Source organism: Neptunomonas japonica JAMM 1380, assembly GCF_016592555.1.
GTDB classification, from domain to species: domain Bacteria; phylum Pseudomonadota; class Gammaproteobacteria; order Pseudomonadales; family Balneatricaceae; genus Neptunomonas; species Neptunomonas japonica_A.
In genome coordinates this window covers 2,400,832-2,413,958 of record NZ_AP014546.1, presented here as the reverse complement: position 1 = coordinate 2,413,958, position 13,127 = coordinate 2,400,832, and the positions used below count along the sequence as shown (strand labels likewise).

Below are 13,127 nucleotides of genomic sequence, written 5' to 3'. Positions count from 1 at the left end.
TACTGAATTATAGGTGTGCCGATGGACCGAAAGCTTTCATCTGAAGATAAGTTTAATCTACAACAAAATTTTCGACGCTATCTTAAATTTCAAGATCAATATGAAATAGCAAACGAAACAGCAAAAGAAGCTCGGGCAAGCCGGGTATGGGTTGCAGGTGTTTTAGCATTATTATTTGCGTTAGCGTCAGACTTCTTTCTTGGCGCTTCGGCAGCGTTATTTGGTTTGTATTTCTATCGTATTATGATGGCTTCAATGAAAGTTGGAGCAGCAGAAGAGGGGCGCGGAGATACGGACAGATGGTTTGCCGGTAAGGGCTTAAAGTTTGAAGGCCGTATTTTGTATTTCCGTGATGATCAAATGCTGGAAGCGCCGCTCGATCCATTTAATGACAGTTTATATCAGTAAGCCGTTGTCTCATGCCGGTTAAGCGTGAATACCAACATTTGACGAAGCGTTCTCGTCAGATGTTGGCATCAACAGAAACTGCGAATGTGGATTTCAAGCGTGATGTAAGTGGTGTAAAAAGTAGCGATATTGTGGCGCTAGCTAATGCTCCACATGGCGGTACTTTGTTGATTGGAGTGGATGAGTATACAACCACCGATGGTCTGCAAAGAGGCAAGATTGTTGGTTGCGAAGTCGATGATAACGCGCGCTTGATGGTAATAAATAAAGCAACCGATTGTTATCCAAACGTCGATGTTCAAATTTTTGTTGAGAACTTAAAAGCACGAGCCATTATGAGGATCGAAGTACCCTCAGGTCTTTTAAAGCCTTATTGCTCACCCCGTGGCGAGTATTCCATTAGAGCGGAAGGGCGAAATCGTGCCCTTTACCCAGAAGAATTACTATTAATTTTTATGGATAGTGAAGGTGATAAATTTTTATCTCGTTTTCGTACAGCGGTAAGTCAGCTTGAATCGCAAGTTGGAAGTATCAACCACTCTTTAAGTAACGATATGTTGGCTGTTGCACAGCATATTCATGATCTAGATGATCAGCTGCAACGTACATTAGGGCGTTTTGCGCAGATCACCGATAGCACTAAGAAGCGTTCCCGTAATCTCTTGCATACCTTAAAAGACAGTCAAGATAGTCTTGAAAAGCTAGAGCGATACCTTATTGAGGATGCCAGTGTTGAGCAACGTCAAATTGTCCTCCAAAGAGTGGAAGGAAAAGTTGATCTATTATTGAAGCGTTTATCGATTACAGAGAACTAATCACATGCCTAGTTTTTTTAAATGCTGTGAATATTGGATTTTTGATCTTGATGGGACGCTCACGCTACCTGTTCATGATTTTGAGTACATTAGAAAAGAGTTAATGATTTCGCCAGATGAAGATATCTTGCAGCACTTAGCTGATTTGTCGCCATCAGTACGTCAGAAAAAGACTGAGCGCCTTGATCAATTGGAACATTTTTATGCTTTACAAGCTAAATCGGCACCTGGCGTTTATTCATTGCTTGAGAGCTTATCTGAGAAAAAATGTCAGCTTGGTATTGTAACGCGTAACACCAAAGCTTTTACGCAGTTGTCACTATCTGTATTAAATTTATCAGAGTATTTTGACGAAGCGTGCATCATTGGACGAGATGATGCCTTGCCAAAACCTGATCCTCATGGGATAGATAAACTACTTTCTTTCTGGGGAGTACCGGCGACAGACTCCGTCATGGTTGGTGATTATAAATATGATCTTATGGCGGGTCGGGCAGCAGGCTGTAAAACTGCTCATATCAGTACCAATCATGACCTTCAGTGGCCAGAACTAACAGATTATCGTTATACCTCCCTTGCGCAGCTAGCAACACTCATTTGAACTTATCGAAGAATCTCGGATCTGTATGTTTTTACAGTAATGGTTTATTTGACGCGCTAGATTATCAAATTTTTTTATATACACCTTAAGCCGTTGAAGTCCTGAAGCATTGATTTCTGTCAAAAGAATCTATTGTGCTTGGGTTATAGTGTATATATCAATTATTAGGAGGTGGTGACATGACAGTTGTATCAGAGCTGCATCAAGATCATGTTAATTTAATTAAGCTGCTTGATATTTTAGATAAGAAAATCATCAAGTTAAAGGACGGGGGACAGCCAAATTTTGGGCTGATGGCGGATGTTATTGGATATATAGCGACATACGCTGAGGGTTATCATCATCCCAAAGAAGATAAAATGTTTACCTTTTTTAAAGGCCGAAATGGCAAACTTGATGGGGTGATGCAGGAGTGTGAAAACGCCCATGCTAATTTAAAAGGCTATGCGCATGCTTTATTGGAGTCCATTGATGGGATTTTACATGATGCAGTAATGCCGATGAATGAGTTCATTGAAAAGTTAGAAGAATTTGTTCGCAATGAAAAAAACCACTTAGATTTTGAAGAGGCAAAGGTGTTTCCTGTGCTTAGCCAAGTGGCTAGCGATGCTGATTGGAGTGCTGTTGAAGCTGGGCTTCCTGTTCAAGAGGATCCGCTGTTTGGCGAGAAGCAAGCTGAAGAATATAAAGCATTATATGTTGAGTTGATGAGAGATATTAACTCGTAGCGTTATCGGTGTTGGTCGTGTTAGTTGAGTGGTTAGAATAACCCTGGTAGCAAACACGATCTCTACCTGTTCGTTTGGCTTCGTATAGTGCTTTGTCTGATTTGTGGAGTAACAAGTCGGCTTGTTTTTTTTGATCTTTTTCATTTTCAGTTTGCTCGGGGAAGTAGGTAGAATAGCCGAGCGATGTGGTAATGCGAAAGGGTGTACCCGTTACACTACGAAAAATTTGCAGTGCAATTTTACTACGAAGATTTTCGGCAACCATGCTTGCCTGCTGTTGTGCGCAACTAGGTAAAAGGATGGCAAACTCCTCACCACCATAACGTGCTACCAAATCTGTTTTGCGTAGTAGCTGTTTTAATAAAAGTCCGATTGTTCTTAGCACTCGGTCACCGGTTTGGTGGCCGTGTATATCATTCACTTTCTTGAAATGGTCTAAATCGATAAACAAGCAGCTTAGGGGTTCTTTATTTCGGTTTGAGCGTGTAACTTCCTTCACAATTTCCATATCAAACGCACGTCTATTATGAGCGCTGGTCAACATGTCGATAATGCTGAGACGGTGTAAGTTTTCATGATTAATACAGTTTTCTATACAGACTGAGATAACTGAGGAAAGATGCGCTAGATAGTCATAGCGGTAATCGATGGTATAACGGTGAATGTCCTGAGCGCCTAGATGTAGACTTCCAATTAAGCAGTTTTGGCGAATCAAAGGAAGCATCGCAACACTGAGAATATATGGGTTATCAGGGAATATTTTTTTGCGTGTATTTAAGTCTATTTCACCGGCATGTAATCTGCTGTTAGGGTAGAGCTGGCGTAAAAGGCGCTGGTCAGGCTCTAGCTTAAGTCTGGCTCGATCGGTTTCAGGAATCTCTTCTAGTAAGTCGCGTGCAATCTGCTCGGGGTCAAAAAGTATAATTGATACAGCAGATAATCTGAAAATTTTTCTGAAATGATTAAGTAATATATCTAAAAGATCAGATAGTTTATGGCAGGCAAGCAGACGTAGCTCAATATCAAAAAAGCGATTGAGAATGGTTTCGTCGTGCTCTATTTTTTTTGCTGTAAGTCTAAGGGCACGTTTTAATTCTGCGTTATCTGATTCGAGAGTTTTTTTGTCCATATTTTGCATCTAATGAACTTGATATATTTGCTATCGACCCTCAAACCTATTGCTTAAGGATTAATTATCTAAAGAGCCAATTATATTTCCCAGCGATATGATTTTAAGTCTACTTTTCCATTTCTTACGATGATCAGTTCCTCTTCTAAATGCTGTTTTTGGATATCATATCGATCACTATCGATGGGGAAAGAAATTTCACCTTTAGCATTGATAACTCTAAACCATGGTATTTGTGTATCTTCTGGTAGCTTAGATAAAGCTCGGCCAACGGCCCGGGCTGTTCTAGGGAACCCAGCAATCGCAGCTATTTGGCCGTATGTAGCTACTTTGCCCTTAGGGATGTAGCCTACGGCAGTCCATATGGCTTCATCATAACTTACGGTATTGTTGTTAATAGGCATAGTGAGTTTATTTTTATTTTATATTAAGAGCTTAGTCTTAATTTAAGCGGTTATAGTCCACGCTTCAATCATTCATGATGTTGTGATAATAAAAAAGCCCGGATAACCGGGCTTTTTAGTACTAAATGTCATTATGAATAGTTACTTGTCTGCTAAGCAACTAAATATATTCGACCTTACATATTAGGGTAGTTAGGACCGCCACCGCCTTCAGGCGTCACCCAAGTGATATTCTGAGACGGGTCTTTAATATCACAGGTTTTGCAATGTACGCAGTTCTGAGAGTTGATCTGGAAGCTGGTTTCACCGGCCTCATCTTCAACTACTTCATAAACCCCTGCCGGGCAATAACGCTGTGCAGGCTCTGCATATAAGGGAAGGTTCTTCGCTAACGGTACACTGCTGTCTTTGAGTGCTAAGTGGCACGGCTGGTTCTCTTCATGATTGGTATTGGAGAGAAACACCGACGTCAGTTTATCAAAGCTCAGCACACCATCGGGCTTCGGATAGTCGATAGGTGTGAATTCTTTGGCCAGACGCATTTGTGCATAATCTTCATGATTATCACGCAGTGTAATGGGCAACTTACCACCGAAGATGTTCTGGTCAATAAAGTTGAACGCGCCACCGAGGTAGGGGCCAAACTTATGCATGGCCGGGCCAAAGTTGCGTGAGCGATATAGCTCATCGTGCAACCACGAGGCCTTAAAGGCCGTATTGAAACTTTCGAGCTGTTTACCACCCGTGCAGCCAGCTTTGAGGGCTTCAAAGACACTTTCGGCGGCAATCATGCCGGACTTCATGGCCGTATGAGTACCTTTGATCTTGGCAAAGTTCAATGTGCCGGCATTACAACCGATCACGAGACCACCAGGGAAGGTCATCTCGGGCAAGGCATTGAAGCCACCTTTAGCAATGGCACGCGCACCGTAAGAAACACGCTTACCCCCTTCTAAATACTGTTTGAGTACCGGGTGGTGCTTGAGGCGTTGGAACTCATCAAACGGGCTCACATAGGGATTCGCATAGTTAAGATCAACAATTAACCCAGCAACCACTTGGTTGTTTTCAGCATGGTAAAGGAAGAAACCACCGCTGGTGCCGCCTTCTAGCGGCCAGCCCGAGCCATGAAGCACCAGACCAGGTTTATGCTTGGCAGGATCAATATCCCACAGCTCTTTAATACCGATACCGTAATGCTGTGCATCCGCGTCTTTATCCAAACCAAAGGTTTGGTAAAGCTGTTTACCCAGATGGCCACGACAACCTTCAGCAAACAAGGTGTATTTAGCGTGCAGTTCCATACCAGGCATGTAACCATCTTTTTCAGAACCGTCTTCAGCCACGCCCATATCGCCGGTGGCAATTCCTTTCACGCTACCATCGTCATTAAACAGGACTTCAGATGCAGCAAATCCTGGGAAGATCTCAACGCCTAGCTGTTCTGCTTGCTCACCTAACCAGCGTGTCAGATTACCCAAGCTAACAATGTAGTTACCGTGGTTATGCATGGTTTTGGGAATAAAAGCATTCGGCAGCTTGGTCGCTTTTTCATTATCTTTTAGCAGGTACAGCTCGTCGTCTGTGACAGCGGTATTAAGCGGGGCGCCACGTTCTTTCCAATCCGGGAAAAGTTCATCCAAAGCGCGCGATTCAACGACAGCACCGGACAGGATATGGGCGCCAACTTCAGAGCCTTTCTCAACGACACATACAGTGAGTTCTTGTTCTTGCTCATTTGCCATCTGCATAAAACGACAGGCTGCGGATAATCCAGCGGGCCCAGCGCCTACGATGACAACATCAAATTCCATCGATTCGCGTTCCACGGTTTGTCTCTCCCCTCAATTACTTATATGTATCAGGCTTCCCATTGGAGGCCGTCATTTTTTATTGTTCATATTATAAGTAAAAACCCGTATCTTTATAAACTCATTTTTGACCAAATTAGACCTTAGATTAATGAAGTTAGCTTGAAATAATGATGAAGATCGTTAATATAGGGGAATATACCTATGTGCTTGTGCGAGTTTATAAGCACTTATCTTTAAGTTAAAAATAAAAGGTAACCGCAATGAAAGTTCTGGTAACTGTCAAGCGCGTCATCGACTACAACGTAAAAGTGCGTGTGAAGTCTGATAATAGTGATGTTGATTTGAACAATGTCAAAATGGCAATGAATCCTTTTTGTGAGATTGCTGTGGAAGAAGCCGTTCGCTTGAAAGAAGCCGGAATAGCTAATGAAGTGGTAGTTGTTTCTTTGGGTAGTAAGGTGTGCCAAGAGCAGTTGCGTACGGCTTTAGCCTTGGGCGCCGATCGTGCAATTCTAGTTGAATCGGATGATGCTCTTGAGTCCTTAACGGTTGCTAAATTGTTGCAAAAGGTTGTTGCAGAAGAAAAGCCTGGATTAGTCATTATGGGTAAGCAGGCTATTGACACGGATAATAATCAAACAGGTCAGATGCTGGCGGCGTTGACCGGTTATCCTCAAGGCACATTCGCTTCAGAAGTTAAAATCGAAGGTGATAAAGCGCAGGTGATTCGTGAGGTTGATGGTGGTTTGCAAACCGTGTCGCTGACATTACCCGCGATTGTTACAACTGATTTGCGTTTGAATGAGCCGCGCTACGCCTCTTTGCCGAATATTATGAAAGCAAAGAAAAAACCATTAGATGTCAAAACTCCAGCTGATCTAGGTGTGGAAGTTAAAGCTCATACTCGATTGGTTAAAGTAGCACCTCCAGCAGAACGCCAAGCAGGTATTAAGGTCGCTTCTGTTGAGGAGTTAGTCGATAAACTGAAGAATGAAGCGAAGGTGATCTGATGGCTATTCTAGTTATTGCTGAACATGATAATAGCGAGTTGAAGTCAGCTACGCTAAATACAGTAACGGCTGCGTCCCAGATGGGAGGTGATGTACACGTCTTAGTAGCCGGTTCTGCTTGTCAGTCTGTGGCAGATGAGGCCGCTAAAATTCAAGGTGTAGACCAAGTTGTTTTAGTTGATGATGCTGCATATGAGCATCAATTAGCTGAGAATATCTCTTTGTTAGTGCCCGAGCTAGGCAAAGATTACAGTCATATTGTTGCTCCTGCGACAACGTCAGGCAAAAATTTCATGCCGCGTATAGCTGCTCTGATGGATGTTGCTCAGATCTCTGAAATTGTTCGAGTCGATAGTGCAGATACCTTTGATAGACCTATTTATGCGGGTAATGCGATTGCTACCGTGCAGTCTTTGGATGCAACGAAAGTTATTACTGTGCGTACTACCGGGTTTGATGCTGCGAACGCTGAAGGTGGTAGTGCTGCTATTCAGTCAGTTGAGTTGTCTAAAAATGCAGGAACATCTTTGTTTGTTGGCGCTGAAATCGCGAAATCTGACCGCCCTGAATTAACATCGGCCAGCGTTATTATATCGGGTGGTCGTGGTATGGGTAATGGAGAGAACTTCGCCCTTATTGAAAAGGTTGCTGATAAGTTAGGTGCTGCTGTAGGTGCTTCACGTGCCGCTGTAGATGCCGGATTTGTACCTAATGATATGCAAGTTGGCCAGACAGGAAAAATTGTCGCTCCAGACTTGTATATTGCTGTAGGCATATCGGGCGCAATTCAGCATTTAGCTGGAATGAAAGATTCAAAAGTAATTGTTGCTATTAATAAAGATGAAGAAGCCCCTATTTTCCAAGTAGCTGATTATGGATTAGTCGCGGATCTTTTTGAAGCCGTTCCGCAGCTAGAACAGCAGCTCTAGGTTCCCTCTGGTTAAGCCTGACATGGCCTTGCCTTTTTGGTGCGTCATTTGCGCACCCTTTTCTTGCTTGTGGCCCGGTTTATCCGGGTCTTTTTTTCCCGGCTAGTCCGGGTTTTTTTATTAATGTGTGTTTATGATGAACTGGCCGCTAATACAGCAGCCAGTTTTCAAACTTTGTAATTAAGTGCTGGCTTATGCGGCATCGCTAGTAGCCCCTTCAGGGTGTGTTGCTATAAAGTGAGACAACACTTTTCTCAGCACTTCAGCATGCTCGATATTACCAATTTTTTCGGCATGATTAATGTCATCAATAATTATTTTCTTAATCATATGCTCACCTTCATGGCAGCATAGATATTGACCAATAGCTAAAGCAATTATCGGATCAACATGCTCATGCTCAGCAATCGCTGATACTTCGTCTTGTGTTACGTCACACATCGCTAGGCATTCTTCATAAGTTAACATGGTGTATCCTCCATTGTTAATCGATGGGTTAGCGAGCTAGGTCTGTAGGCTCGCTCCTCTGAAAAGTCAATATTAGTATATTCTCATGGAGCCTATCTAATCTATAATGTCAAGAGTATTAATATTCATACAATTAAGGATTTATATGTTTGGGTATTCATGTTGCAAGTGCAAATTAAAACAAAAAAATCGTTCTAAATTATTGAAAAAAATGATTTATTAGATTGTTGCGGAGGTGCTTTGTGGTACTAGACTTAGACTTAATGAGTATGAATTCTGTTTACCATGTATTGACACAGATCATTATACCCAGGCCGGTAGCATGGGTATTGACTGAGCATCAAAATGGAAAGTATAACTTAGCACCATTTTCTTATTTTTCTGCTGTTTGTAGCGATCCACCTATCATGATGATTTCGGTAGGTAAGAAGCCGAATGGATCAGAGAAAGATACTTACACAAATATACTCGAGCGTGGCAATTTTATTATCCATATTGCTAGCTCTGACATGGCGTCTGCCGTGACGAAAAGTTCAGCTATATTAGAGGAGGGGGAGTCTGAAATTGATTTATGTGGTTTAGAAACCGCTGATGTTGCAGGTTTTTCCTTACCAAGAGTTATAGGTCCCAAGATAGCTATGTGCTGTCGTTTTTATGAAGAAAAAACCATGGGCAATAATGGCCAGCATTTGGTTTTTGGGGTAATTGAGAAGGTTTGGTTGGATGGCAAAATAGCAGCGACTAATGATAAGGGGCGCTTAGAAGTCAATGCTGCTGCAGTTGACCCAATAAGTCGCTTAGGCGGAAGTGAGTACGCTACTTTAGGAGAGGTTCTCAATATACCAAGGCCTAGCTGAAATTTATCGTCTTTATAATTGATGTTTAATTAATTGCAAATAAAGCGTTTTAGATACAGTAGTTGCGCGGGCTTCAACTATAGTTAACTTGAATGTATAAAGTATTTTGTAGAAAGGTGAGTAGTTAATTTGTCCCTTTATATGCAGTGGTTAGACCTAGTATGTCAGATGGTACCAGAGACACGCAGTGCCATTTTTAAATACATAGACGGTGAAGTTAACGCCTTCGACAGTTGGCCAAATTCAGATCAGCCTGATAAACAGTTGATGGAAAACTTGGAGTTTGCCGCCGAGCGTGGCTCGCTCGTCACTTTTTATACCGCCCCTACACTAACGGTTATATCTCCAATAGAAGTATCGGGAAACCAAGTGGCAGTGCTTGCGTTAAACATTCATGTTGCCCCCGATGCGGTCGAGCCAATTAAACGATTGATAAATTGGTCAGTACGCTGGCTGACAGAGCTTTTTAAGTCTCAAATGCTGAGCAGTCACATAGCCCATCAACCTCTCTTAAATAGCTTTTTATCTGCTCCTGAGCAACATGCACTGCTGAAGACTGCGTCTAGATACCTCGCAGAGCATTATGCTTTGAATAGCTGCCAATTAATGATGTATTCCGATGAATGCATTTTAGTGGAATCTTATGGTGTTGAAGATATTCCATTTAAAAAACATTTACAGTCGCTTGATTTTACGAGTGTATTAGAAACATTAGACGTTCGAAACGGTCAAGCACTTGAGTCTATCCCTGCTCTTGAAGAACTGCTGAAAAGCACCGCTAATGGAGCCTCTTATCGGGTGTTTAGCATACGTGTTGATGGCTTGCAGTTGATTGCTTTTTTTTCTGTTGACCAATTATTTGATGAAGCTGCCATAGGCGATGAGATCAAGCATTTATTGGAACAGTGTTGTTCTTTGCTATTAGTGTCAAAAAAATTATTAGTGAAAAATAAAATACAAAAAAACAGCGGTTGTTGGATGAGGCTAAATTTGATGTTCCTAAAATTAAACGCTTTAGCATAGCTGCGTTGGTGGTATTTGGCGTTTTATGCATCCCGATAAGTTATAAAATACCCGTTACGGCTGGGATAGAAGGAAAGATTCAAAAGTCTATAGTGGCACCCTTTGATAGCTTTATTAAATCTACAGCATTAAAAGCGGGTGATAGCGTTGATAAGGGTAGTGTTATTGCTGAGCTAGATGATCAGCAGCTTAGGCTCGATGTTATTAAGGTCAACAGCCTGCAGCAAGAATATGAAAAGGGCTATCGTAAAGCGTTGGCGGAGCGTGATTACGGACGTTCAAATGTATATAAGGCTAAGCTTAAGAAAGCTTCTGCGCAGCGTAAGCAAATTGAACTAAAACTTAATAAAACCTCATTAACATCGCCAATTTCAGGGGTCATTATTTCAGGAGATTTGAGTCGTGATTTGGGGGCTCCTGTAGGAACAGGAGATCTGTTGTTTCAAGTGGCTCCATTAAATCAATATCGCGTTATGCTAAAGGTCCAAGAGTCTGATATTCGCTTTATAAAAGAGGGCCAAAATGGCGTACTTAAATTGTCAGCGCTTCCTGGTACTGCTTTTAATGTGTTGCTATTAAAGCCTTCTCCACTTTTCTCTGAAGCAGGGAGTAAGATCGTCTACTTGGCTGAAGCGACATTAGCCGAGAACTCTTTAACACTATTGCGCCCAGGTATGGAGGGCGTTGCTCGTATTAATGTAGGTAGCTATTCATTAGCATGGGTGCTATCTCACCATTTTGTTGACTGGCTACGTATTATTGTGTGGAAGTTTTGGTTGTGAGTGAAGTCGATACAGTAATAAGTATTGATTACTTAATGGGCACTGTTTTTCATGCTGATTTACAAATGAAATATATTGAACAAGAAACGACTGAAGGTTCTTGGTTTGTTGTTTCTGATAGTGAGAAGATACATTATTTTCGTTGTAATAAAAATGTAATAAATTTTATAAAGTTATTTGACGGCTGTAAGAAATTATCAGAAGTTTTACATGAGGCAATAGAGGATAATAATTTTAAGGATGGTTGTTTAAATAAAGATGACATTTCTCCTGTTATTCTTAAGTTATTAAGCATGGGTATTCTTTATGAGGACGGAAAAGAATTAGAAAAAAAACACTGGATTAAAAATTTAAAACAACCTATGGCCATTAAAGTTCCACTGTTTGATCCGAATAGATTACTAGATTTTTTGTCAGTGGTCGGAGATGTTTTATTAAATAAATATTTTTTATTTTTTTATGCGGTTTTGTTTTTTTATAGTCTTTCATTAATACCAACTCATGCTAGTGAAGTGAGCTACCATTGGGATACGCGATTTTTTGATCCAATCAATATTTTTTGTATGCTCTTTATATATCCAGTTTTAAAGGCACTACATGAAATAGGGCATGGCCTTACTTTGAAGCATTTTGGTGGTGAGTCGAAAGAGTGCGGAATCATTTTTCTAGTCTTAATGCCCTTGCCGTATATAAATACATCTTCTAGCTACCTTTTTTCTGATAAGTACCAAAGAGTATTAGTCGGATTGTCGGGTATGTTGGTAGAGTTGCTTTTAGCGATGATTGCTTGGGTCGCGTGGTGTTATTCTGATAACGTGGGGATAGTTTCGGACATTTTATTTGACATAGCATTTATTGGCAGCTTTTCAGCATTGGTATTTAACCTTAATCCACTAATGAAATTCGATGGATACTATGTGCTGTCAGATGTTTTATCTATTGTTAATCTAAATAACCGTTCTAGACAGCTTGTTGGTAGTTTATTCATAAAACATGTTCTTAAATTAACAAAGAAAACTGACTATATAGCTAAATTTGAATATAAATGGTTGCTCTTATATGGGGTTTTAGCTATTCCGTATAGAATTTTTATTAGTTTGTTTATTGTATTTTATTTGGGTTCAAAGTTTTTTGTTTTTGGGGTTTTATTGGCTGCATGGGTTGTAGTCCAGCAAATGTTGCTACCGCTTTTTCGTGGTTTTGTGGGTACGTATAAATTAGCAAAAAGAGAGAAAAGAATAGGTTGGTTTTTTACGGTGCTTTTAGGAAGTATCGGCGTTTGTTTTATCTTGGGTATGGCCATGAAGTTCCAATATGGAATTTCTCCTTCTGGAGTGGTCCTCTTAAACGAATCGCAGCAATTAAGAGCAGGTCAAGAGGGTGTTATCACGCATGTATTTGTTCGCCATGGTGGCCACGTGGTTGCAGGGCAAAAAATATTGCGAATGGAAAATTCAAGTTTATCGAATAAAGTTTCTGATCTAAAGATTGATATTGAGGAGTTAACAGCTCGTTATGATGAAGTACGTGTTAAAGATTTGCTGACAGCAGCCGATCTTTTTGATCAGCGTAAGGGGATGTTTCTAGAGCTGTTAGAGGCTGAGAAGCAGTTGAATAAATTGGAGATAGTTGCTGAGAGTGAAGGGGTATTTGTAAGCCCAAGGTTACAAGATGCTCAGGGGAGCTTTGTAAAAAAAGGTGCCGTAGTTGGTATGGTTCATGATCAGACGCCTTTGGTGGTGACGGTAATTGTTGATCAGATTGATATCGATAATATTCGTCAACAACTATCTCATATATCGGTGGTGCTCACTTCAACCCCGGGTGTTGTCTATCGTGGGGAACTGCTGAGTATTGTTCCTGCTGCCAGTGATCAATTACCTTCACGCTACCTAGGTAGCCTAGAAGGTGGGGATATAGCTGTTGATGGCAGCGACCGTAGCGGTACCAAGGCAATGCGTAATAATTTTGTTGTTCAGGTAAGCGTTATTCAAGAGAGTCATGTTAGTCATAAGCCAGCAACAGCACAGTTGAAGTTTGTGTTTAACGAAAGCAGTTTTCTGAGCAGATTTGTCTCTTGGTTTGAGGCGAACTGGTCACGCAATTTTAATGAGAACTACTAAAATTAGACTATGCTTAATATCAGTAAATGACTGGTT

The 13,127-nt window shown here is 41.1% G+C and carries 14 protein-coding genes; 10 read left to right on the top strand and 4 right to left on the bottom strand.

The features are described 5' to 3' along the window. The first annotated feature begins 21 nt into the window (after positions 1-21). The 4 genes from NEJAP_RS11355 to NEJAP_RS11340 all read left to right on the top strand — a co-directional run bounded on the left by NEJAP_RS11355 (position 22) and on the right by NEJAP_RS11340 (position 2,552). Entirely contained in the window at positions 22-408 is a 387-nt protein-coding gene (locus NEJAP_RS11355; RefSeq protein WP_201347357.1) for a hypothetical protein, read from the top strand. Between the two features lie 11 nt (positions 409-419). Next, the gene (locus NEJAP_RS11350) at positions 420-1,223 is read left to right on the top strand and encodes a helix-turn-helix domain-containing protein (RefSeq protein ID WP_236590903.1); all 804 of its coding nucleotides are present in this window, start codon (positions 420-422) and stop codon (positions 1,221-1,223) included. Positions 1,224-1,227: 4 nt separating this feature from the next. Further along, on the top strand, positions 1,228-1,824 hold the full coding sequence (locus NEJAP_RS11345; protein ID WP_201347356.1) for an HAD family hydrolase: 597 nt from the start codon (positions 1,228-1,230) through the stop codon (positions 1,822-1,824). A gap of 179 nt (positions 1,825-2,003) precedes the next feature. Beyond that, positions 2,004-2,552, top strand: coding sequence for a hemerythrin domain-containing protein (locus NEJAP_RS11340; protein WP_201347355.1), 549 nt, complete (start codon positions 2,004-2,006; stop codon positions 2,550-2,552). On the opposite strand, the gene NEJAP_RS11335 is transcribed toward NEJAP_RS11340, so the two are convergent. From NEJAP_RS11335 to NEJAP_RS11325, 3 genes are all read right to left on the bottom strand, one after another. Next, complete coding sequence (locus tag NEJAP_RS11335) at positions 2,542-3,681, bottom strand: sensor domain-containing diguanylate cyclase (protein ID WP_201347354.1); 1,140 nt, start codon at positions 3,679-3,681, stop codon at positions 2,542-2,544. The genes NEJAP_RS11340 and NEJAP_RS11335 overlap by 11 nt on opposite strands. A gap of 80 nt (positions 3,682-3,761) precedes the next feature. Then, a complete protein-coding gene (locus tag NEJAP_RS11330) occupies positions 3,762-4,085 on the bottom strand; it encodes an MGMT family protein (RefSeq protein ID WP_201347353.1) in 324 nt (107 codons plus the stop codon). Between the two features lie 176 nt (positions 4,086-4,261). Beyond that, positions 4,262-5,899: an electron transfer flavoprotein-ubiquinone oxidoreductase gene (locus NEJAP_RS11325; RefSeq protein WP_236591141.1), complete on the bottom strand. Its 1,638-nt coding sequence runs from the start codon at positions 5,897-5,899 to the stop codon at positions 4,262-4,264. Positions 5,900-6,159: 260 nt separating this feature from the next. On the opposite strand from NEJAP_RS11325, the gene NEJAP_RS11320 reads away from it, so the two are divergent. Continuing rightward, positions 6,160-6,909: an electron transfer flavoprotein subunit beta/FixA family protein gene (locus NEJAP_RS11320; RefSeq protein ID WP_201347351.1), complete on the top strand. Its 750-nt coding sequence runs from the start codon at positions 6,160-6,162 to the stop codon at positions 6,907-6,909. Beyond that, positions 6,909-7,838 (top strand): electron transfer flavoprotein subunit alpha/FixB family protein, encoded by a 930-nt coding sequence (locus NEJAP_RS11315; RefSeq protein WP_201347350.1) that lies wholly within the window; start codon positions 6,909-6,911, stop codon positions 7,836-7,838. The genes NEJAP_RS11320 and NEJAP_RS11315 overlap by 1 nt, the downstream gene beginning before the upstream one ends. A gap of 192 nt (positions 7,839-8,030) precedes the next feature. On the opposite strand, the gene NEJAP_RS11310 is transcribed toward NEJAP_RS11315, so the two are convergent. After that, positions 8,031-8,306, bottom strand: a complete 276-nt coding sequence (locus NEJAP_RS11310) for a hypothetical protein (protein ID WP_201347349.1) — start codon at positions 8,304-8,306, stop codon at positions 8,031-8,033. Positions 8,307-8,548: 242 nt separating this feature from the next. Here NEJAP_RS11310 and NEJAP_RS11305 point away from each other — a divergent pair, with 242 nt between their 5' ends. The 4 genes from NEJAP_RS11305 to NEJAP_RS11290 all read left to right on the top strand — a co-directional run bounded on the left by NEJAP_RS11305 (position 8,549) and on the right by NEJAP_RS11290 (position 13,091). After that, positions 8,549-9,163 carry a flavin reductase family protein gene (locus NEJAP_RS11305; protein WP_201347348.1) on the top strand — a complete coding sequence of 205 codons (615 nt, stop codon included), beginning with the start codon at positions 8,549-8,551 and terminating at the stop codon, positions 9,161-9,163. A 129-nt stretch (positions 9,164-9,292) separates the two neighbouring features. Beyond that, on the top strand, positions 9,293-10,186 hold the full coding sequence (locus tag NEJAP_RS11300; RefSeq protein ID WP_201347347.1) for a hypothetical protein: 894 nt from the start codon (positions 9,293-9,295) through the stop codon (positions 10,184-10,186). After that, positions 10,138-10,968 (top strand): efflux RND transporter periplasmic adaptor subunit, encoded by an 831-nt coding sequence (locus NEJAP_RS11295; protein WP_201347346.1) that lies wholly within the window; start codon positions 10,138-10,140, stop codon positions 10,966-10,968. Before NEJAP_RS11300 ends, NEJAP_RS11295 begins: the two co-directional genes overlap by 49 nt. Next, positions 10,965-13,091 (top strand): hypothetical protein, encoded by a 2,127-nt coding sequence (locus NEJAP_RS11290; protein WP_201347345.1) that lies wholly within the window; start codon positions 10,965-10,967, stop codon positions 13,089-13,091. The genes NEJAP_RS11295 and NEJAP_RS11290 overlap by 4 nt, the downstream gene beginning before the upstream one ends. Positions 13,092-13,127 lie beyond the last annotated feature (36 nt).